The organism is Bifidobacterium polysaccharolyticum, assembly GCF_016101585.1.
In the GTDB taxonomy this organism is placed as follows: Bacteria; Actinomycetota; Actinomycetes; order Actinomycetales; family Bifidobacteriaceae; genus Bombiscardovia; species Bombiscardovia polysaccharolytica.
Genome location: NZ_JACFQG010000004.1, coordinates 222674 through 244142, shown reverse-complemented (window position 1 = coordinate 244142; position 21469 = coordinate 222674). Strand labels below are relative to the sequence as shown.

General features: G+C 59.6%; 17 protein-coding genes and 1 pseudogene. 15 read left to right on the top strand and 3 right to left on the bottom strand.

Annotated features, from left to right (window positions below; all coding sequences use genetic code 11):
* Positions 1 to 15: 15 nt before the first annotated feature.
* The gene (locus tag H3T90_RS07905) at positions 16 to 870 is read right to left on the bottom strand and encodes an exodeoxyribonuclease III (RefSeq protein ID WP_198230161.1); all 855 of its coding nucleotides are present in this window, start codon (positions 868 to 870) and stop codon (positions 16 to 18) included.
* Positions 871 to 2044: 1174 nt separating this feature from the next.
* On the opposite strand from H3T90_RS07905, the gene H3T90_RS07900 reads away from it, so the two are divergent.
* Positions 2045 to 2560: a single-stranded DNA-binding protein gene (locus H3T90_RS07900; protein ID WP_052733362.1), complete on the top strand. Its 516-nt coding sequence runs from the start codon at positions 2045 to 2047 to the stop codon at positions 2558 to 2560.
* Between the two features lie 119 nt (positions 2561 to 2679).
* Here H3T90_RS07900 and H3T90_RS07895 read toward each other — a convergent pair whose 3' ends face one another.
* Positions 2680 to 4773 carry a M13 family metallopeptidase gene (locus tag H3T90_RS07895; protein ID WP_198230160.1) on the bottom strand — a complete coding sequence of 698 codons (2094 nt, stop codon included), beginning with the start codon at positions 4771 to 4773 and terminating at the stop codon, positions 2680 to 2682.
* 174 nt (positions 4774 to 4947) lie between these two features.
* Between H3T90_RS07895 and H3T90_RS07890 the strand changes: the two genes are divergently transcribed.
* From H3T90_RS07890 to H3T90_RS07880, 3 genes are all read left to right on the top strand, one after another.
* Entirely contained in the window at positions 4948 to 5646 is a 699-nt protein-coding gene (locus H3T90_RS07890; RefSeq protein ID WP_046323211.1) for an HdeD family acid-resistance protein, read from the top strand.
* 103 nt (positions 5647 to 5749) lie between these two features.
* A complete protein-coding gene (map, locus tag H3T90_RS07885; RefSeq protein WP_046323210.1) occupies positions 5750 to 6526 on the top strand; it encodes a type I methionyl aminopeptidase in 777 nt (258 codons plus the stop codon).
* A gap of 349 nt (positions 6527 to 6875) precedes the next feature.
* Entirely contained in the window at positions 6876 to 8165 is a 1290-nt protein-coding gene (locus tag H3T90_RS07880; RefSeq protein ID WP_198230159.1) for a citrate synthase, read from the top strand.
* Between the two features lie 20 nt (positions 8166 to 8185).
* On the opposite strand, the gene dapD is transcribed toward H3T90_RS07880, so the two are convergent.
* On the bottom strand, positions 8186 to 9145 hold the full coding sequence (gene dapD, locus H3T90_RS07875; protein ID WP_198230158.1) for a 2,3,4,5-tetrahydropyridine-2,6-dicarboxylate N-succinyltransferase: 960 nt from the start codon (positions 9143 to 9145) through the stop codon (positions 8186 to 8188).
* A gap of 145 nt (positions 9146 to 9290) precedes the next feature.
* Here dapD and H3T90_RS09005 point away from each other — a divergent pair, with 145 nt between their 5' ends.
* The 11 genes and pseudogenes from H3T90_RS09005 to H3T90_RS07825 all read left to right on the top strand — a co-directional run bounded on the left by H3T90_RS09005 (position 9291) and on the right by H3T90_RS07825 (position 21391).
* Positions 9291 to 9422, top strand: coding sequence for a hypothetical protein (locus H3T90_RS09005; RefSeq protein WP_255297770.1), 132 nt, complete (start codon positions 9291 to 9293; stop codon positions 9420 to 9422).
* A 107-nt stretch (positions 9423 to 9529) separates the two neighbouring features.
* The gene (prfB, locus tag H3T90_RS07870) at positions 9530 to 10663 is read left to right on the top strand and encodes a peptide chain release factor 2 (RefSeq protein ID WP_110425579.1); all 1134 of its coding nucleotides are present in this window, start codon (positions 9530 to 9532) and stop codon (positions 10661 to 10663) included.
* Positions 10664 to 10760: 97 nt separating this feature from the next.
* Positions 10761 to 11792 (top strand): annotated as a pseudogene (ftsE, locus tag H3T90_RS08935) (cell division ATP-binding protein FtsE); the annotation flags it as partial.
* 770 nt (positions 11793 to 12562) lie between these two features.
* Positions 12563 to 13486, top strand: a complete 924-nt coding sequence (gene ftsX, locus H3T90_RS07860) for a permease-like cell division protein FtsX (RefSeq protein ID WP_046323206.1) — start codon at positions 12563 to 12565, stop codon at positions 13484 to 13486.
* Between the two features lie 87 nt (positions 13487 to 13573).
* The gene (locus H3T90_RS07855) at positions 13574 to 14962 is read left to right on the top strand and encodes a CHAP domain-containing protein (RefSeq protein WP_110425660.1); all 1389 of its coding nucleotides are present in this window, start codon (positions 13574 to 13576) and stop codon (positions 14960 to 14962) included.
* 92 nt (positions 14963 to 15054) lie between these two features.
* Positions 15055 to 15531: an SsrA-binding protein SmpB gene (smpB, locus tag H3T90_RS07850; protein WP_046323204.1), complete on the top strand. Its 477-nt coding sequence runs from the start codon at positions 15055 to 15057 to the stop codon at positions 15529 to 15531.
* Positions 15532 to 15840: 309 nt separating this feature from the next.
* Entirely contained in the window at positions 15841 to 16779 is a 939-nt protein-coding gene (locus H3T90_RS07845) for an ABC transporter substrate-binding protein (protein ID WP_198230156.1), read from the top strand.
* 66 nt (positions 16780 to 16845) lie between these two features.
* Complete coding sequence (locus H3T90_RS07840) at positions 16846 to 17820, top strand: amino acid ABC transporter permease (protein WP_198230155.1); 975 nt, start codon at positions 16846 to 16848, stop codon at positions 17818 to 17820.
* Between the two features lie 16 nt (positions 17821 to 17836).
* On the top strand, positions 17837 to 18649 hold the full coding sequence (locus H3T90_RS07835; protein ID WP_198230154.1) for an amino acid ABC transporter ATP-binding protein: 813 nt from the start codon (positions 17837 to 17839) through the stop codon (positions 18647 to 18649).
* 87 nt (positions 18650 to 18736) lie between these two features.
* A complete protein-coding gene (gene glmS / locus H3T90_RS07830; RefSeq protein ID WP_198230199.1) occupies positions 18737 to 20629 on the top strand; it encodes a glutamine--fructose-6-phosphate transaminase (isomerizing) in 1893 nt (630 codons plus the stop codon).
* Positions 20630 to 20638: 9 nt separating this feature from the next.
* Positions 20639 to 21391 (top strand): pseudouridine synthase, encoded by a 753-nt coding sequence (locus tag H3T90_RS07825; RefSeq protein WP_198230153.1) that lies wholly within the window; start codon positions 20639 to 20641, stop codon positions 21389 to 21391.
* The last annotated feature ends 78 nt before the right edge of the window (positions 21392 to 21469 follow it).

Genomic DNA, 21469 nt, shown 5'->3' with positions numbered 1-21469 from the left:
TAGAAATCTAACCAGTCAGATGCGCAGAAGAATGGGCAGATGGTCCTGGCGCTCGCCTGTGTCCACGGGTTCGCTGGTGCTGACCTGGTCAGCAATCCGGTTGGAGGTCAGCCAGTAGTCGATGCGCCAGCCGGAGTTGTTGATCTTGCTCTTTGGGGCACGCTGTGCGAACCAGGTGTAGACGCTGCGGTGATCGTCGTAGAAGCCAGCGGCATCGCCATGAATTTTTCGGAAGGTGTCGGTGAAGCCTGCATCCAGCAGAAGGCTGAACTTTTCGCGTTCCTGATCGGTGAAGCCGGCGGAATGGTGGTTGGATGCCGGGTTGGCAATGTCGATCTCCTCGTGGGCCACGTTGAAGTCGCCACAGGCCAGGACCGGTTTGCGGGCATCCAGTTCCTGCAGGTAGCGACGGTAGCAATCATCCCAGACGCCGCGCGGCTTGAGCCTTACCAGTCCCGATCCGGAATTGGGAGTGTAGACCGTGGTGACGAAGCAGTCCGGGAACTCCAGAGTGAGCATGCGGCCCTCGTCATCCATGGTGTCGGGAGCGCCGATGCGGGGGCGGGTCACGGTAGGTTCTGGTAGGCTCTTGCGGTAGAGCATGAGCGTGCCTGCGTAGCCTGTACGGGCCGGGGCCTCGGAACGGCGGTCCACCTCCTGATAATCGGGAAAGTAGCGCATGAGCGCCTTAAGGATACCTGCCGATTTCTTCTGATCACCGTTGAGTTTGGTTTCCTGGATGGCTACGACATCGGGGCCCAGATCCCGGATGGTCTCCACCACCTTCAGGGAGAGGGCGCTGCGGCTGCTCTTGCCCAGTAGGGCGGCGTTGAGCGAATCGATATTCCAACTGACCAGCGTGTGAACCATGACTGCGGGTCCTTCCAAACCGTGCCGATGTATCTGCTCTCACAGTTTAGCCCAGGACCAATGCTCTATGGTCCTGGGCAGTGAAGGGGACATTGCGGATCCAGTTATGGTTTCCGCTGATGTGTCCTTCGGCATCAGCACAGAAAGCATCGATAAATCAGGCATCAATCGAGATACTCGGGTGAATGCCATCTTCGAACGTAGCTCACCTGGCTCCTTTCGTCGATCTTGCGGCCTTGTCTTCACGTCTGCGCGTCAGCCTCGGCCAGAATGATTCACGCCTAGTGACTGTTCGAGGAGCCTGCGGCCTTCTCTGGTTCGGAAAGGAGTTGCCTGAGTCTTGAGTCTCTCATTCTTTTTGTACAGTCGTGTGTTTCGTGACGGATAGTGACTGGTTACGATTGTCCACCTGGAGTGTTCATAAGGTAATCGGAACAGCATCACTGTAAGCGGCCGGGAACAAGATAATGAGTGGCAGCTTGTCCTTATAGCGCAGGCCGCCACCCATTATCGGTGATGAAGTCATAGGAATTAAAAGCCGGTGCCGCCCATAGGATATTGCCTGGATTTATGTATGCTGTGTCCTGTTCTTCCTGAAGTACCGAATCAACAATGTAACGGGTATGGCAACTGCCGCTATCCCTGCTACTCATCCCACTATCGCTATACGCCCACAATCGCTCCTGTAATCATGTTGTGTCCACCTCTCTCCTTGAACAATCAGCAATTATGAGTCGTTGACGCATTATCGCCATTGACGCCTGCCTGCATCCGAGCCGTTCATTTTTCGTTATCAAGTTTTCCTCTGTTCTCGATTTTCATAATTATGGGTAAATCCACCCCGCTTTACCTGATGAGATAGGTATTACTGACAAGAGACCTATCTCAAGTTTTTTATGGAGGAAGGTTGGTTTGTCCACAATCTGAATCAGTCCGAGTTCGTTCGACCACAATGGTCTGCAGGTCGTGTACGGGGACGTGGGCGGAGGCAGGATGGACTCACCGTTCGACGGAGGGTTCCTGGCCGGGGCCAGTCCCTTCCCCCGCTCCGATTATCCGCGCTCTGGTCGGGGATTCTCCGTCGAATGGCCTCGCCGCTGCAAAATCAGGAATCCAGGAATCGACTGGCAGATTTACAGCGTCGGATTCATAACATCAACAGAGAGGTTTCGGTATGGCCATCAACGAAATAAAAACGACTGTCTTCGGCTTTATGGGGACCCAACCAACGCGTCTGGGACAGCCGGGGTCTACGCCTGTCTGCTCCTTCAGGCTGGGCTCTACTCCGGCCCATTACGATGCTGCGGCTGGAGTGTGGAAACGAAAATCCACTACTTGGCTTACTGTCAAAGCTTTCAGGACTCTGGCGGTCAATGCCCTGGCCTGTCTGCATAAGGGCGATCCGGTCATGGTGACGGGATCTTTGGTGACGGAGGAGTGGATCAGCGATGGCCAACCGCACAGCAGTCTGATTTTGGTGGCAGATGGCATCGGTCACGACCTAGCCCGGGGGCAGGATACCTTCACCAGGACCCGATCGGATACCGCGCCTATTGATGAGGGAGCTGACGGTCCGGACCCTTGGACCACGCCGCCATCGTCTTTATCGTCCGAAACTGCATCTGCCTCTGCATCATCTGCGTCATCTGCAGCCAAGGAGACATCGGTGAAGGCTTCCGATGCCGAATGAGCACAGGTTGTTTCGGCCTAGCAAAACGAAAGCGGGAGACCGACTGATTTTCGTCGGCCTCCCGCCTTGAACAGTAGGCTGATTAAAACCGTCAACCAACGGTTTTAATCAGAACAGGTTTACCAGATCTTGACTCGTGCGTCGGGTTCCAGCCACATGCCGTCGTCGGCGGTGACTCCGAAGGCCTGATAGAAGCGATCCACGTTCCTGACGATGCCGTTTGTGCGGAATTCAGCAGGGGAGTGGGGATCGATCTGCAGATACTGTTCGGCCAGCTGATCCCTGTTCTTGGTCCTCCATATGGAGGCATAAGACAGGAAGAACCGTTGCAGGCCAGTGTAGCCGTCCATGACTGGAGCCGAGGCTAGCGCCTGGTCCATGGCAGCATCGTCTGTCTCGGCTGTGCCGCCCTCCTTCTTCTGCAAGGAGATGGCATAGGCCTTGATGGCGATGTTGACGCCTCCCAGGTCCCCGATGTTCTCGCCAATGGTCAACGCTCCATTGACATGAGGTGCTTGCTCGGGCTTGTCGGCGTACTTCTCGGCAAGTTGCTGGGGAACAAATCCGTTGTACTGCTCAATGAGTGCTTTGGTCCGTTGTTCGAAGTTTTCGCGGTCCTGCGGGGTCCACCAGTCCTGCAGACGTCCGTCACCGTCGTACTTGGAGCCCTGGTCGTCGAATCCGTGGCCGATTTCGTGGCCGATGACCGACCCGATGCCTCCGTAGTTGACGGCGTCGTCGGCGTCTGGGTCGAAGAAAGGCGGCTGCAGGATGGCTGCGGGGAAGACGATGACGTTCAGGGTGGGCTCGTAGTAGGCGTTGACCGTCTGAGGGTTCATCAGCCACTCTTCCTTGTCCACGGGCTGACCGGCCTTGCAGAACTGGTAGCCGGACTCGTAGAGGTTGGCCTGCCGCACGTTGTCGACCAGACCCAGCTTTTCGTCCACAGCCAGGGCCGTATAGTCGCGCCAGTGCTCGGTGTAGCCGATCTTGGGCGAGAATTTGTCCAGCTTGGCCAGAGCCTTGACCTTGGTCTGTTCTCCCAGCCAGTCGCTGGAGGTGATGGAGACCCGATAGGCATCGATCAGGTCTGAGACCAGGGCCTCCATGCGGGCCTTGCTGGAGGCAGGGAAGTGCCGGCGTACATATTCGCGTCCGACCTCTTCGCCGCAAATGCCATTGACCAGGGAGACAGCCCGCTTCCAGCGGTCACGCATCTTGGTCGTGCCTGAAAGAACCTTGCCATAGAAGTCGAACCTGGCCTGATCGAAGTCGCTGCTGAGCAGGCCTGCCCACTCGATCAGGGTGTGCACGCGGGCCCAGAGTTTGAGATCCTCCAAATCGCTGGTTTTCCAAAGCTCGTTCAAACCCTGCAGGAAGGAGGGTTCGTGCACTATGGACCTGGACAGGGCTGAGCTCAGATCGACCGGTTGCAGATTGGCGACAGGACTGGCTGCATATGCATTCTGCCAGGACTCGATCCAGGTGTGCAGATCGAAATCGGCGAGTGTAGACTCCAGGTCGGCCAGGGTGGTGGGATTATAGGTGCGATCTTCGTCTCGGGTCGACACGTTGTCCCAGTGGCGTGCCGCTATGCGCGTCTCGACATCAAGGAAAGACTCCGCCTGTCTGTGGGCAGCCTCCTGGTCATCGGCGTAGCCGGAGAGCCTGAGCAGGGAGGCCACCATGTCGGTGTAGGCCTGACGGACCGGAGCGTAGCTCTTCTCCCGGTAGTAGGCTTCGTCGGGAAGTCCCAACCCGGCCTGTTCCATATGAGCCACGTTGACGCCAGCGTTGCCCGGATCGCCATAGATGGCGATGCCGAACAGATCAGGTCCGCCAGTGGGGTTGAGCCGGCCCAGCAGGCTGGTCAGCGCCTTTTTGTCGGACACAGCGTCAATGGCCTGCAGGTCTGGGCGGATGGGTTCCATTCCCGCGGCTTCTATGGCATCAGTATCCAGGAAGCTGCGGTAGAGCAGGGCTGATTTGACTGCCGGGGATTCCGGGTCCTCGAGGATTTCACGGATCTGTGCTTCGGCATCCTCGGCAAGCTTGTCGAAGGAGCCGAACCGGGAGCGGTCCTCGGGCAGACTGTAGGTGTCGATCCAGGGACCGTTGACAAAACGAAAGAGATCGTCCTGCGGCCGAATGACCGAGGAGAAGGAGGCCGGATCAAGTCCGGAGGAGGTCTTGGGTTCAGTAGATTGTGCCATGCCACAAGCCTAGCCATCTTTGATGACATGCCATGCCCTGGGTTGCCGGGATCGGCGAATCGGCGAACCATCCGCCGAAGGGGAAAAGCCGCGATTGCCTCCTTGGTGATTTAAACTTGACAGACGGTAACAGGACGGCCGCTCGGCCGCCTTGAGCGAGTGAAAGAGGACGGTATGACGGATCCCATGCAGGGCGGTCAGCCCAATCAGTTCGGCGGTCAGAATTCTGGACAGAATGGCGGCCAATACCAGAATAATTATGGTCAGTACGGGCAATACCCCGGCTATCAGGGGCGCCCGCCACGCATGGATCCATTTTCCATGATCGCCGAAGATCTAGGATTCAGGACCCTGCGGGCCATCCGCATCATCATGGGTGTCATGGGCGTGATCGGAGTCATCCTGGGCCTGGCCCTGCTGCTCAGGCCGGACAAGACCCTGATTGCCGTGACTGTGGTGCTGGGCATTTACTTCATCATCTCCGGCGTGGTCCGTCTGGCCACTTCCATCGTGTCAAAGGGCCTTCCCGGTGGATGGCGGGTGTTGGGTGTCCTCTTTGGCGCCCTGATTGCCGTCGGCGGCATTGTCATCGTCAGGAACACGGCCCTATCCGCTTCAGCGCTGACCCTGCTGGTCACCATCATTGTGGGCATCAGCTGGATCATGGAGGGCGTGATGAGTCTGGCAGCCTCCTGGGGGCTCCCGCATTCAGGCTGGGCCATCTTCTCAGGCGTCGTCTCCATCATCGCCGGGATCATCGTCATGATCTACCCGCTGAGCTCCGTCATCTTCCTGGTCATCTTCAGCGGGTGCGCTCTTCTGGTGCTGGGAGTCGTTTCCATTATCAGGGCCTTCACCTTCGGCCGGAACTGAGAGCCGGACTCGTCCGACTGACCCGATAATACTGAGTGGTAGTACTTGGGCAGGATCCTGAGGGGCGGCACCCGCGGGCACCAATCATGAAAGGACGCAGAGGATGATCGAGCTCAAAACCAAGCAGGAGATCGAACAGATGAAGCCGGCGGGCAGGTTTGTCGGCAGCATCCTCAAGGAGCTCAAGTCCATGAGCAAACCCGGGGTCAACCTGCTGGAGCTGGATGACTACGTCAAGGACAGGATCAACGCCCGCAAGGGAGCCACATCCTGCTACGTGGACTACGCGCCTGACTTCGGCACCGGCCCCTTCGCGCACTACATCTGCCTATCCGTCAATGATGCCGTTCTGCACGGGGTGCCCTATGACTACAACCTCAAGGATGGCGACCTGCTCTCCCTGGATCTGGCCATCAACGTGGACGGCTGGGTGGGCGACTCGGCCATCAGCTTCGTGGTGGGCGAGCATGCCGATCCAGAGGATCTTCGGCTGATTCGAACCACTGAAGAGGCCCTGAAGGCGGGCATCGCCCAGGCCCAGCCCGGTAACCGCTTGGGTGACATCTCCGCTGCAGTCGGTGAGGTTGCCCATGAAAACGGCTACAGCGTCAATCTGGAGTTCGGCGGACACGGGGTAGGGCGGATTATGCATGGTGATCCCCATGTGCCCAACGACGGCACTCCTCATCACGGTTACAAGCTGCGCCCGGGTTTGGTCATTGCCATTGAGCCCTGGTTCCTGGCGACCACCGATCAGATTTACCAGGATCCCAAGGATGGGTGGACCCTCCGTTCTGCAGACGGATCGCGCGGCGCCCACAGCGAGCACACCATCGCCATCACTGAGCAGGGGCCTGTCATCCTGACGACCAGGGACTGAGTTCGAGGCTGTTCGAGGCTGAAGTAGGACTATAAGGGACCCAAGGATGTCCACAATGTGGATGCTCCTGGGTCCCTCTTTGATGCTGGCCCTATTGGATACCTGCACTTTCTTCCCTGGCCTTGTGCCCGCAGGCTGGTGCGGAAATGAAGAGGGCACCGGCTTGGACCTGTGCTTCATTGGTGGAGGTGACGGATTCATGCCTGTGGTTACAAGCCGGTAATCGAAGTCGTGGTTGTTTCTGCTAGCATGTCGGCAATTCCACGCCGGTACAGGTGCCGGTAGCCTGATCCGGCATGGCCGTCGACTCTCACTGGCACCTTACTGGTTGATTAACAGGAGGTGCGTGGTGTCTACTGCACGGTTGTCCATCGATTCCGAACAGGTTGATCTTCCCCTGGTTCGCGCCACCGAAGGGCCCGACGGCATTCTGGTCTCCTCCCTGCGCAACGACGGCTGGGTCACGCTGGATCCCGGCTTCCAGACCACGGCCCAGTGCGTCTCGGGAATCACCTTCATTGACGGCAAGCGGTCCATACTGCGCTACAGGGGCTATGCCATAGAGGATCTGTGCGCCCAGTCCAATTTCCTCGAGGTGGCCTGGTTGCTGTCCCACGGTGAGCTGCCTGATGCCGAGCAGTACCAGCGGTTCCGCAGCCATGTACTGGGTTACACGGTCGTAGGGGAGGACTTCCGCCATCTGCTCTCGTCCTTCCCTCGCCAGGCTCATCCCATGAGTGTGCTGGCCGCTGCGGTCAACGCGCTTGCTGGCTTCCACCCGGACACCTGTGACGTAGACGATCCCGACCAGCTGGATGAGGCCAGCGCCATCATCATGGCCAAGGTGCGCACCATCGTCTCCCTGATTCACCGTCGTCGTCGCGACCAGCCCCTGCTCTACCCGGATAGGACCTGGGGCTATGTGGAGGACTTCCTGCGGATGAGCTTCGCCATGCCTTACCAGCCTTATCAGGCTGATCCTCTCAAGGTGCAGGCCCTGGACAAGCTTCTGATCATCCATGCCGACCATGAGCAGAACTGCTCTACCTCTGTGGTCCGGATTGCCGGATCGGCCCGGGCCAACCTGTATTCGGCAGTGGCTGCAGGTATCAATACCCTGTCAGGCCCCCTGCACGGCGGCGCCAACGAAGCCGTGTTGCGCCAGCTGAAAAGCATACGGGATTCCGGTCTGGGTGTGCGAGGCTATGTGGACCAGGCCAAGAAGGAGGGTCGGAAAATTGCGGGTCTGGGCCACCGGGTCTATAAGTCCTATGACCCGCGCGCGGCCATAGCCAAGCAATGGCTCTACAAGCTCATGGATGAACCCGACCAGAATAAAAATGCCGAGGATGCGGAGCTTTTCGACGTGGCCTTGGAGCTGGAGGATCTGGCCCTGCATGACGACTACTTCGTCGAGCGCCACCTCTATCCCAATGTGGACTTTTACACTGGACTCATCTACCGCGACATAGGCTTCGACCCGGAGATGTTCACCACGCTCTTTGCATTGGGTCGCATCCCCGGATGGATCGCCCAGTACAGGGAGATGCTGGACGATCCAGACACGAAAATCGGTCGTCCCAGGCAGGTCTATACCGGGCAGGGCCCGCGCGACTACCTTCCCATGGAGCAGCGCTGAGTCCGATGACCGACTGGGACTCAGTTGGCGTGCAGCCGCTCATTCAGCTCGATGCCCTTCTTGCGGGGCAGGGCTTTGACCTGGCCGGTGCGGGAGTCGCGGATGAAGAGCAGATGATCCCGTCCGCTCAGTTCCGCTCCTTTGACCACCTGGTCGCCCAGGCCGATTTTGGTGCCGGCGGTGACATAGAGCCCGGCCTCAACCACGCAGTCGTCGCCCAGGGAGATGCCGATGCCGGCGTTGGCTCCCAGCAAGGAGTGCTGACCGATGGAGACCCGATGGCGACCTCCTCCGGACAGGGTGCCCATGATGGAGGCTCCGCCGCCGATGTCCGAACCGTCGCCGACCACAACCCCTTGGGAGATCCGGCCTTCGACCATGGAGTGGCCCAAGGTTCCGGCGTTGAAGTTCACAAAGCCCTCATGCATGACCGTCGTTCCTGGAGCAAGATGGGCGCCGAGCCGAATACGGTCGGCGTTGCCGATGCGTACCCCCTCGGGAACCACGTAATCCACCATGCGGGGGAACTTGTCCACGCTCAGCACTGTTACCTGTGTCACGGGGATGCCCGGCATGGAGCGGCTGGCTGCAGCCATGACCTCTGACCTGCGCAGGGCGAAGTCCTCCACGGCGAAGGGTCCGTAGTTGGTCCAGACCACCGTGGTCAGCTGTTCGAAGATTTCATCAAGGTTCATGCTGTTGGGCGGGGTCAGACGCATGCTGAGCAGATGGAGCCGCAGATAGGCATCGGCGGCATCCGCTATCGGGCCATCCAGATCGGCCACGGTGAAGACCGGCACCCGGCGGATGCCGCGTGCGTCGGGCTGGTTGTGGACTTGGTCACCGAAGTCGTGATTGGGACGGTTCGCCGGGGTCGGCGGTGTCGAGATCTCGGCCTTTGGATACCAGACGTCCAAGGTCCGGCCCTGCTCGTCCTGGCTGGCCAGGCCCCAACCCCATGCGGTGCGTGCTTTACTCATCGTTCCTCCTTCAGGCGGTGCAGTCAATTGATATAAGTTGTCTTACAGAATAAACCGGTCGACGTTCAAACAGACACTATCCGTCCGACAGTTGGGTCTGGATCGTCGCCAGCCAGGTCCCAGCCGATAGGTAAAATTATCAACTATGAGTGCCTACAGTCATGAGCGTGAGCGCCGAGAGCGTCGGCGCCGCAATACGGCCAGAGCGGTCTGCCTGGTCATTGCCGTGGCTTTGCTGGCCAGCCTTGTCATCCCTGCCATCTTCAGCGGCCTTTGACCTGGCCCGTCCGGTCGGCGGGAATCCGGCCGTCACAGGCAAAGGCGGATGGGAATGAAGACAGCGGTCGGCTCGTGTGGAGCCGGTCTGGAAAGCGGTGAGACAGTATGGCAGAGATGGATTTTGCTCAAGCATTGGAGCAGGCCAAGGCCAAGTACGAGATGATTTCCAAGGCGCTGGACCCGGAGGGCCTGCGCTCGCGAATTGCTGATCTGGAGCGTCAGGCCAGTGCGCCTGGACTCTGGGACGATCAGGAGAACGCCCAGAAGGTGACCAGCAGGCTCTCGGCCTTGCAATCCCAGCTCAAGCATTTGGAGTCAGCATCCTCCCGGCTGGACGATGTCCAGGCTCTTGAGGAGCTGGGCCAGGAGGAGCATGATCAGGACACTCTGGTGGAGGCCCGCAAGGAGATCGACTCTTTGAGGTCCGACCTGGCTGACATGGAGATTCAGACCCTGCTGGACGGTGAATACGACGAGCGTGCTGCCGTGGTCACTATCCGCTCGGGGGCCGGCGGAGTGGATGCAGCGGACTGGGCGCAGATGCTCTTGCGAATGTACATGCGGTGGGCTGAGAGGCATGGTTTCTCTACCAAGGTCATGGACACTTCCTACGCGGAGGAGGCCGGTATCAAGTCGGCCACCTTCCAGGTGGACGCCCCCTACGCCTACGGCCGTCTGTCGGTGGAGGGCGGCACCCATCGTCTGGTGCGGATCTCGCCCTTTGACAACCAGGGCAGGCGGCAGACCTCCTTCGCTGCCGTCGAAGTCATCCCCCTGGTGGAGCCCACCGACCACATCGACATCCCAGACTCGGACATCCGAGTGGACACCTACTGCTCCTCCGGCCCGGGCGGCCAAGGAGTCAACACCACCTATTCGGCCGTGCGCATCACTCACCTGCCGACCAACATCGTGGTCACCATGCAGGATGAGCGCAGCCAGATTCAGAACCGTGCGGCTGCCATGGCTGTTCTGCAGTCCCGGCTGCTGGTTTTGCGGCACGAGGAGGAGGCCAAGAAGAAGAAGGAGCTGGCCGGCGACATCAAGGCCAGCTGGGGGGACCAGATGCGTTCCTACGTGCTGCATCCCTACCAGATGGTCAAGGATCTGCGCACCGGATACGAGACCTCCGACACCCAGGGGGTCTTCGACGGTGACATTGACGCCTTTATCGAGGCCGGCATCCGTTGGCGGCACCAGCAGCGGGTCCAGGCTCGCGAGGAGGAAGCCAGTAAGTAGAGCTTCTTCCGGCCGCGATTTGGTCGGTGTTTCATGAGTGAGTAGTGTCAGTCTTCTTGATAGCCTCTGTAGGTGAATACCGAGGAACGGAGTGTCAATGGCGTTGATTTCGCTCAAGGACGTGACCAAAATCTATCCCAAGGGGTCCCGCCCAGCCTTGGATGACATCAGTCTGGATGTCAATCGTGGGGATTTCGTTTTTCTGGTAGGCGCCAGCGGATCGGGCAAGACCACATTGCTGCGCCTGCTCCTTCGTGAGGAGGAGGCTACCGAGGGCGAGATCCGTGTGGCCGGCAACGACCTAAGACGTCTGCGCAACCGCGAGATCCCAGGGTATCGGCGCTCCATCGGTTTCGTTTTTCAGGATTACAAACTGCTCAACAACAAGACCGTATGGCAGAACGTAGCCTTCACGCTGGAGGTCATCGGCGCCCGTCGGTCCACCATCAAGACTCTGGTGCCGCAGGTGCTCAAGACCGTGGGCTTGACTGGCAAGGAGCACAACTACCCCCATGAGCTTTCCGGCGGTGAGGCTCAGCGAGTGGCTCTGGCCCGGGCCTACGTAAACAACCCGGAAATTCTGCTGGCGGATGAGCCCACTGGCAATCTTGATCCCACCACCTCCCTGGGCATCATGGAGGTCTTGGACGCCATCAACAGGACCGGCACCACCGTGGTCATGGCCACCCACAACGAGGAGATCGTCAACTCCATGCGCAAGCGGGTGGTGGAGTTGCATACGGGTCGGATCATGCGCGACGAAGCCCATGGTTCCTATGATTCTTCGCGATTTTTCCCAGATGCCGAGGTTGCAGCGCGCTCTCATCACGCCATCGGGGATCCAAATGACGGCGATGCGCTGGACCGTGCGCGCGAGGCTGGAGTTGCAGGGCGCCGTCCGGTGCAGATCGTCGTGCAGGATGGGAACAACTCGGCTACCGGGCCCATCGCGGATGGAACCAAGGGGGCCAAGCAGGTAGTCCAGGCGGCAGCACAGGCTGTCAACCAGGGCCAGTATGGCGACGAGGGAATCGCACGTCTAGCCAAGTCCATGCATTCGGGGAGAACCGGACGCTATGGAAAGGTCTTCACCTCGGTGGAGGACACCCTGACCTGGGGCAAGGGTCTGGGCAGTCTTGAATCCGCGCAGGAAGATTCCAATCGGCATGAAGATGCGGCTGTAGGGCAGCCCGATCAAGGGAACGACTCTGGCTCGGATGAGCGATTCCGCAGGCCTGCGACCCATGGCGGCCAGGATCGGTCAGGTCAATCAACTGACGGTTCCGGCCACAGAGGACACGACAAGGCAGTAACTGATCGTGATGAGTCTGCGAAACAGCTCCAGGCTGAACATACAGCTTCCCGGAAATCCCGGAAGTCTGCCCCTGATTCCGATGCTGCTCGGCCTAAGCCGACTGCCGAAAGCAGGTTCCAGGAACGGCAGACTGGAGATTCGAACAGTCGGGATCGGGACAAGAACCAAGACGATGACCGCAATCGTGATCGTGGCGAAAAAGCGTCTCAGAAAAACGTCAACGCCAAAGATCGCCAACCGATGAAGAACTCCTATGCCAAGACTTCTGCTTCTGGGCAACAGAGTAAGAGGCCTGATCAGCATTCGAGGTCTGATGGTTCCGGCCCAGCGGAATCGACCGGCAAATCCGGTCAGACTGCAGGCCAGATGAAGCAGGACGTCGCGAAATCCTCAAAACAGACCTCCAATAAGAGCAGGGCCAATAAAAAGGTATCAATGGGCGAGAATCATCATGGTGTCGAGTCCATGGGGGCCCCACCGGCACCTCCTGCACCGCCTGAAGCCCCCAAGCAATCAAGGAAGTCCCAACGAGATGATGATGCATCGGCTCGGGATGAGCAAGATGACGAGAAGAAGGCGGCACGATGAGACTGCGGTTCATCCTTTCCAGCACCTGGGACAACCTGCGTCGCAACGGGTCCATGATTCTCTCGGTCATGCTGGTCACCTTCATCTCTTTCCTGTTCATAGGCGCCTCAGGCCTCATGCAGGCTCAGATCAGCAAAGCTAAGGGAGACTGGTACGACCAGGTGGAGGTAGTGGTCTGGCTCTGCCCGGATGGCACCAGCCAGGCGGCTTCATGCGCGACCGGCAAGGCACCCACCAACGACGAGATCGTCAAGCTGGAGAACACCATCAATACCGAGTTGCGCGACTCCGTAGCCAAGATCACCTACCAGAGCCGTGAGGACTTCTTCAAGAACACCTTCCTCAAGCAGTACCCTGAAGGCACTTATGAGGGAAGGACCATGACTGCGGCAGATATGCAGGCCTCCCTGCGTCTAAAGCTCAAGGATCCGACCAAGTACCAGGTGGTCTCCGAGGTGTTGTCCGGACGCGATGGGGTGGAGGAGGTCTCCGATCAGCGTCAGATATTCGACCCGGTCTTCAAAATCCTCAATAGAGCCACAGCGGTCACCTTGGTCCTTGCTGTGGTCATGGTGATTGTGGCTATTCTGCTGACCGGCACCACCATCAGGATGAGTGCCGCCTCCCGTCGAAACGAGACGGAGATCATGAGACTGGTGGGAGCATCCAACTGGACCATCAGGTTGCCTTTCATCCTGGAGGGGGTGGTGGCATCCTTGCTGGGTTCTCTTCTGGCTGTCGGCGCTTTGAGCGCCATCGTCAAACTTTTCATCACGGATTGGCTGGCCCAGACGGTCCAGTGGATGCCCTACGTGGACCAGTCCACAGTCCTGCTCATGGCTCCGGTGCTGATCCTAGGGGCCATGCTGTTGTCCGCATTGGCCTCTTCCATCTCCCTGCGGAGGTACCTGCGAACCTGATCCGCAGCGACGGGCCGACCGACCTTATGGGCACGAGCTCTGCCATAATGATGACTAGCATGGATGAGTGATAGTGAGGACTTGACCATGAATCGCACGAAACATTTGGAAGCCATCTGTGGCCTGGTGGGGTCGTTGGCCATGATGTTTGGGGGAGGAATACTGGGATTGACAGTGGCCCCCGCACCGGCGCAGGCTGATTGGAGCAGCTATCAACAAAAGGTACAGAACCATGAGGCCCTGAAGAGCAAGCTGGCGGGTGTCAGCAACGAACTGGCTAACCAAATTTTGAGTCTCAACGATTTGACCGCCAACCAGATTCCGGCTGCGCAGCAGAAGGCTGTCGAAGCCCAGCAGCAGGCCGAGCAAGCAGACAGCCTGGTTCAGGCCACCAACGATCGTCTGCAGGCGGCCCGGAAGGATCGAGCCGACTTGGAGACCAAGATCCGTCAGACTGGCATTGACTATGACGACGCCAAGGCTGGTGTGGCGCAGATGGCAAGAAAGAGCTTCCGCGGCTCTGAGGTCTCCCAGGTCATGGACGTGGTGACTAAGTCTTCCAGTACCAAGGACTTTGTGGACAAGATGCAGGCTGATGCGGCCGTGACCCGGTCCGAGGCCAACGCCGCCAATGATGCCGCCAACACACTCAATTCCTCTATGAACCGTAAGCAGCGCCTGGAAGCCATTGAGGAGCAGATCAGCACCTTGAAGGCCAAGGCCGACCAGCAGCAGGCGGCAGCCCAGCAGGCTGCAGCCGAGGCACAGGCCAAGCAGGACAGCCTGCAGGCCTTGCGCGACCAAGGAACCGCAGCACGCAAGCGGCTGGAGGGTCAAAAGGCTGCCCTGACCACGCAGTCGGCCCGTGAGGCCGCTGATATTGTGGCCACCGAGTCTATGATTGATTCCTTGAACACGGGCAATGCTGGCGGCGGTGCTGATCCCCATGCCGGCGGCGCCCAGCAGATCGGCGGAGGCGGATCCGCACCATCGCCGGCTCCGCGGCCTTCTCAGCCGAGCAACGGGGGCGGTGGAGGTGCTTCCGGCATGAACTATGGGGTACCCGGTAATTGCCCTGAGGGCTCGGGGTTCTGCTATGGCCATCCCACCGGCAACTCGGTGGGCGGCAGTGCCTATCCTGCTCGTCAGTGCACGCTCTGGGCATACATCCGTCGCTCGCAGCTGTCCCTGCCTGTGGGATCCTATATGGGAAACGGGGCTGATTGGGCTAATACGGCACGTAGTCTGGGCTACCTGGTCAACAACACTCCGCATGTGGGCGCCGCCATGGTCTTCGCCCGTGGCCAGCGGGTCGGTTCCTGGAATGCGGACTGGACCTATGGTCACGTGGCTGTGGTCGAGCGGGTCAATGCAGATGGATCGGTGCTCATCTCCCAAGGAGGTACCGGCTTCGCATCCTTCCCCGCTTATGAGACGGTCTATGGGGCCGGCAACTACCAATACATTCATTACTGATGTCGTTGCGGGCCAGGTCCGCCGCTTGGGACGTTACTATCGCTGTCCGGAGTGCCAGGTAGCCTCCTTGGCGCGATCAAGAGGAGGATATTATGGCTAAGGAAACCGGTACATCCATGATCGCCCAGAACCGCAGGGCCCGTCATGACTACCAGATCGAGGACCGGTACGAGGCCGGCATCGCGCTGACCGGGACTGAGGTCAAGTCCCTGCGCGAGGGGCGTGCCTCCCTGGCCGAGTCTTTCGTCAGCATTGACAGGCGGCACGAGGTCTGGTTGGAGAACGCCAATATCCCTGAATACCTCAATGGCACATGGAACAACCACGCACCCAAGCGCAAACGCAAGCTGCTCCTCCATGCCAAGCAGATCTTTCGCCTGGAGCGGCAGATTCAGGCCAAGGGCTACACGATCGTCCCCTTGAGCATGTACTTCAAGGATGGCAGAGTCAAGGTGGAGATTGCCGTGGCACGAGGCAAGCGCGAGTATGACAAGCGCCAGTCTCTGCGGGAGGAGCAGGACCGCCGCGAGGCTCAACGGGCCATGCGCTACCGCAACCGGCGAGGCTGAGCTTCAGGTTTAGTCTCTTCTTGATTTTCAGATAAATCTACTGAATTTTCCCGGTCTCATAACAACCGACAGTCGTCTGCTGAGAGCTTCCCGTTCTATGCAGATCCGACACGCCCGGGGCCGATGTCGATAAGCAGCCCTCGATGGCGCCTTTGGCTTGTTACAGAGCCAAAACATCAGAGTATGTAGTTTTCAAAAACGGAGCAAGTCTTCATCTGTATGCATAAAAATACAAATGTGTGCATAATAGTGCGTGTCAATCAAGGGCAATGAGGGGTCGCTTCGGGGCGGTCCGGAAGAGGAGAAGACATGGGCAAGATCAAGGCGGTGTTGGCGGCGGCTCTGAGTGTCACCCTGCTGGCCTCCATCGGGGCCTGCGGAACCACCGACGAGGCGGACACCAGTAGTGCATCGGGCAAGGCCACCACCAGCTCACATCCAGCGGCTTTTGACGTCAGCGGCATCAAGAAGGATCCTGCCATTGCGGCCAAGGTGCCTGAGTCGGTTTCCAAGGACGGTAAGCTGACCGTGGGCATGGAGACCTCATATGCGCCTGGCGAGTTCATGAATGAGGACGGAAAGACCCCCATTGGCTATGACGTGGACCTATCGAACGCCATTGCGAAGGTCATGGGGCTCAAGGGGGAGATGGTCAGCGCCTCCTTCGATACCATCATCCCAGCCATCGGCAGCAAGTATGATGCTGGCATCTCCAGCTTCACCATCACCAAGGAGCGGATGCAGTCGGTCGACTTCGTCACCACTTTCAAGGCGGGTACGGCCTTTGCCGTCAAGAAGGGCAACCCCTCAAAGATCAATCCCGACGGCATCTGCGGCGTCAAGGTCGGAGTACAGACTGGGACCATCGAAGAGCAGCAGGCTGCCGACAAGATCTCGGCCGAGTGCAAGGCCAAGGGCAAGAAGCCGGTGGATGTTCAGTCTTACAAGCAGCAGACTGATGCCGCCACGGCAGTGGTCAACGGCAAGATCGACGTTTTCTACGCCGACTCCCAGGTGACCGGGTATGCCATCAAGCAGACCGATGGACAGCTGGAGAAGCTGGGCAAGGATACCGACATCGTCCTTCAAGGCGCCGCACTGAAGAAGGGCAGCGGCATGGCCGAGGCCACCCAGGCGGCTCTTCAGAAGCTGATCGACGACGGCATCTATGTCAAGATCCTCAAGAATTGGGGCGTTCAGAGCGGCGCAGTCGAGAAGGCTGAGATCAACCCTGCGGTCTCTGATTGAGGCAAGGCCAGGTGGTTCGGCTAGGCTAGGCCTGAATAGGTTCATCGGTGCGGAAGGAAGCAGGAGATGCATACCAAGAAGGGGACGGACCAGATTCAGATCCCCGGGAGAATACATGCCAGGCCGGTGCGCAAGCCAGGGCCTATCGTGGCTGCGGTCATCGTAGCCATTTTCGTGGCCATGCTGATCCACGGCATGGTGACCAATCCCAATTTTGATTGGCCCACGGTCTGGAAGTATCTTTTCAACGAGCACGTCCTTGACGGCATCAAGTGGACCCTTCTGCTGACCGTCTACGCCATGGTCCTGGCTACAATCCTGGCCATCATCCTGGCGGTCATGCGCAAATCATCCAATCCGGTGCTGCGCTGGGTCAGCTGGTTCTTCATCTGGTTCTTCCGCGGCACTCCTGTGTACACCCAGCTGGTCTTCTGGGGCCTGCTTTCCGTATTGATTCCTAAGCTGGCCGTCGGCATCCCCTTCGGGCCTGAATTCTGGAGCATCGACACCAAGACCGTGCTGAACGCCACCGTGGCTACGGTTCTGGGCTTGGGGCTCAACGAGGCCGCCTATCTTTCCGAGATTGTCCGTGCCGGCATCGAGGCTGTGGATCCCGGCCAGGAGGAGGCAGCCAAGGCTCTGGGCATGCCCCCGTCCATGATCATGCGGCGGATCGTCCTGCCTCAGGCCATGCGCATCATTGTGCCGCCTACCGGCAATGAGACCATTGGCATGCTTAAGACCACATCCTTGGCTCTTGCCGTGCCCTTCACCCTGGAGCTCCAGTTCGCCACCAACGCCATTGCCAACCGTATCTACAAGACCATCCCGCTGTTGATTGTGGCCTGCATCTGGTACCTGGTCATCACCTCCGTTCTGATGGTCATCCAGGCTCAGCTGGAGAAACACTTCGGCAAGGGTTTCGACTCGCGTCCCCTGGCTGGGTCAGAGGCCAAGGGCGGCAAGGATGGCGATGACCCGCAGACCCGTCAGGAGACCGACAAGGTCAACAAGGTCATGATGGCCGGACTGAACGCCTGAGGGCAGAAGGAGAATCATGGACGAGGACAGGCAGACCAGGAAAGACGGTCAAAGCGGTAAGGATCCGGCCATCGTCATCAGGAATGTGCACAAGGTATTCGGCGACCAGCATGTGCTGCGGGGAATCAACCTGGAGGTCATGCCCGGCACGGTAACGGCTGTTCTAGGACCTTCCGGCTCAGGCAAGTCAACCTTGTTGCGGCTGATCAACCAGTTGGAGACCCGTACAGCCGGCGAAATCTACGTGGACGGCGAACTGACCGGTTACCGGAAGGTCGACACCGGCAAGGGTCCAGTGCTGCAGACCCTGGATGATAAGGCCATTGCCAGGCAGCGCTCCAAGATCGGCATGGTCTTCCAGCGTTTCAACCTCTTCCCCCACATGACTGCCTTGGAGAACGTCATGGAGGCGCCGGTCCATGTGGGTAGGGTTCCCAAGACCGATGCCCGCAAGGAGGCTCAGGCCCAGCTGGAACGTGTAGGGCTCGAGGACAGGATGGACTACTATCCCGCTCAGCTCTCCGGCGGCCAGCAGCAGCGTGTGGCCATCGCACGAGCCTTGGCCATGCACCCTGACATCATGCTCTTTGACGAGCCCACCTCAGCCCTGGATCCAGAGCTGGTGGGGGAGGTTCTAGGGGTCATGCGGCAGGTTGCTCAACAGGGTATGACCATGGTGGTGGTCACCCATGAGATGGGCTTCGCCCGCGAGGTGGCCGAGCAGATCGTTTTCATGGACCAGGGTGTCGTGGTGGAACAGGGAGGCCCTGACATCATCGACCATCCTCGCACCGAGCGGTTCACTGAGTTCCTGCATACCGTGCTCTAGAAGCAGCCACTGTTCAGGTTGTAGAAATTCCGGCAAGAAGCCTTCTGGATGGTCGGCGGCCGAGCTCCCATGGCTAGACTGGGGCCCATGTGCGGAATCGTCGGTTATGCGGGATCAGTACGGACGGCCTGTGGCAGGCCCTTGGAGGTCTGCCTCAAGGGTCTGGAACGCTTGGAGTACCGTGGTTATGACTCGGCCGGAGTGGCCCTGGCTGCCCCTGGGATGGCGCGGGTGGCCGTGCGCAAGAAGGCCGGGCGCCTGGGCAATCTGGTTGCAGATCTGAAGGCCAAGCCCATGCCCGAGGCCACCGTGGGCATCGGCCACACCCGTTGGGCCACCAATGGCGAACCCACTGACGTCAACGCCCATCCCCACATCAGCCGTGATGGCAAGGTCGCGCTGATCCACAACGGGATCATCGAGAACGCCTCCAGGCTGCGGCTGGACTTGGAGACCGAAGGTTATACTTTCGTGTCCTCCACGGACACCGAGGTGGCTGCCAAGCTTCTGGGCAAGATCGCCCAGGAGATTATCGACGCCACTGGCCAGCCAGACATCTTCGAGGCCATCAGGCGGCTGGCCCGCATGCTCAAAGGGGCTTTCACCATCCTGGCTGTGGATTCACGGCAGCCTGATCTGGTGGTGGGCATCCGACACGATTCACCGCTGGTGGTCGGTCTTGGGGACGGAGAGAACTACCTGGGCTCCGATGTAGCGGCCTTCGTGGCCTATACCCGTCAGGCTATGGAGTTGGGGCAGGACCAGGCTGTCTGCATCAGTGCGGACCGGGTCTTGGTCACCGACTTCCAGGGGCATCCGGTGGAGCATCCCCGCTGCTATACCATCGACTGGGATGCATCGGCCGCCGAAAAGGGCGGGTGGGACTCCTTCATGGACAAGGAGATCCACGAGGATCCGGCGGCGGTTTCCAACACCCTGCTGGGCCGGTACGACGAGTCGGGCGACCTGGACCTGGATGAGGTCCACATCGACGAGGATGTCTTCCGCCAGATCGACAAGATCATCGTTGTGGCCTGCGGAACAGCCTCCTACGCAGGGCTGGTGGCCAAGTACGCCATCGAGCACTGGGTTCGCATTCCGGTGGAGGTCGAACTGGCCCATGAGTTCCGCTACCGTGATCCCATTCTGACCCAGCGCACCTTGGTCGTGGCCATTTCCCAGTCCGGGGAGACCATGGACACGCTGATGGCGCTTCGGCACGCACGAGAGCAGGGTTCACGGGTCCTGGCCATCTGCAACACCCAGGGATCCACCATCCCCAGGGAGTCCGATGCTGTGCTCTACACGCACGCCGGTCCCGAGGTGGCTGTGGCCTCCACCAAGGCTTTCCTGGCTCAGATTGTGGCGGCCTACCTGCTTGGGCTCTACCTGGCCCAGGTCAAGGGAACCATGTATCGGGACGAGATCCACCAGACCATCGACAATCTCAAGGCCATGCCTGCCAAGATCCAGAAGGTGCTGGACAGTCAGGCCGATGTCATCAACCAGACGGCCCAGCGCATGTCCAAGGCCCGTTCCTTCCTCTTTCTGGGGCGGCATGTGGGTTATCCGGTAGCTCTGGAGGGGGCGCTCAAGCTCAAAGAGATCGCCTACATCTTTACCGAGGGGTTCGCCGCCGGCGAGCTCAAGCATGGGCCCATCGCCCTGGTGGAGCCGGGGGAGCCTGTGGTGGTCATCGTCCCCAGCGCCCGGGGCCGCAATGTGCTGCACGACAAGGTCATCTCGGCCATCGAGGAGGTCAAGGCACGCGGTGCCTTCACCATCGTCGTAGCCGAGGAGGGCGATCCGGATGCCGACCGCTATGCTGATGTGGTCTTTTGGCGTCCGCCATGCCCGACCCTGCTCAGCCCTCTGGTGGATGTGGTTCCCCTGCAGCTGTTCGCTCTGGACATGGCCCGGCTCAAGGGCCTGGATGTGGACAAGCCCCGCAACCTGGCCAAGTCGGTCACTGTGGAATAGAGGTTGTCCATGGTCGTCGGGTCCGAGGAGCGGGGGCATCGGATCGTTCTGGAGGAGCCGCAAATCCCTTTTGAGCCTAAAGTCATCTACGAAGATCGCCGCATCATTGTGGTCGACAAGCCCCACTTCCTAGCTACCATGCCTAGGGGGATGTGGTACGAGGGTACCGTGCTTATTCGAATGCGCCAGCAGTACGGGGAGCCCGACATCATACCTGCCCACAGGCTGGACAGAGCCACCGCAGGTGTGCTGGTCCTGGTGCGCGACCCGGCTGCCAGACGGGCCTATCAGATGCTCTTCCAGGAGCATCGCGTGCGCAAGGTCTACCAGTGCCTGGCGCCGGTACGACCCATACTTCATCCGCGGACCGGTACGGTGCAACACCTGGATCCGCCCAGGGTCTTCCCGCTAGAGCGCCGCTCCAGGGTGATCAAACGCCGAGGGATTCTCCAGGCCTGGGAGGAACGCGGACCTGTCAATGCCATTACCAGGGTCGAGCTGACAGCGGGCCAGGGATGTCTTGCCACCTACACGCTCTACCCGCAGACAGGTAAGACCCATCAGCTTCGCGTGCACATGAACGCCCTAGGCCTGCCCATAGTGGGCGACGATCTTTACCCCAGAATCCAGACCCGGGCCTATGACGACTTCTCCCGACCACTGCAATTGGTAGCCCGTCGCCTGGAGTTCACCGACCCGTTCACCGGGGTTGAGCGCATCTTCACCTCCTCCGTTCCCTTGGAACCTCAGGGAGAGGCCTGAATAGTCAGCCTGGTGGGACATAATGGTCTGGGGATCCCGGAGCCGTGGGACGACGTGGACGCGGCAGGCATCCCCGTC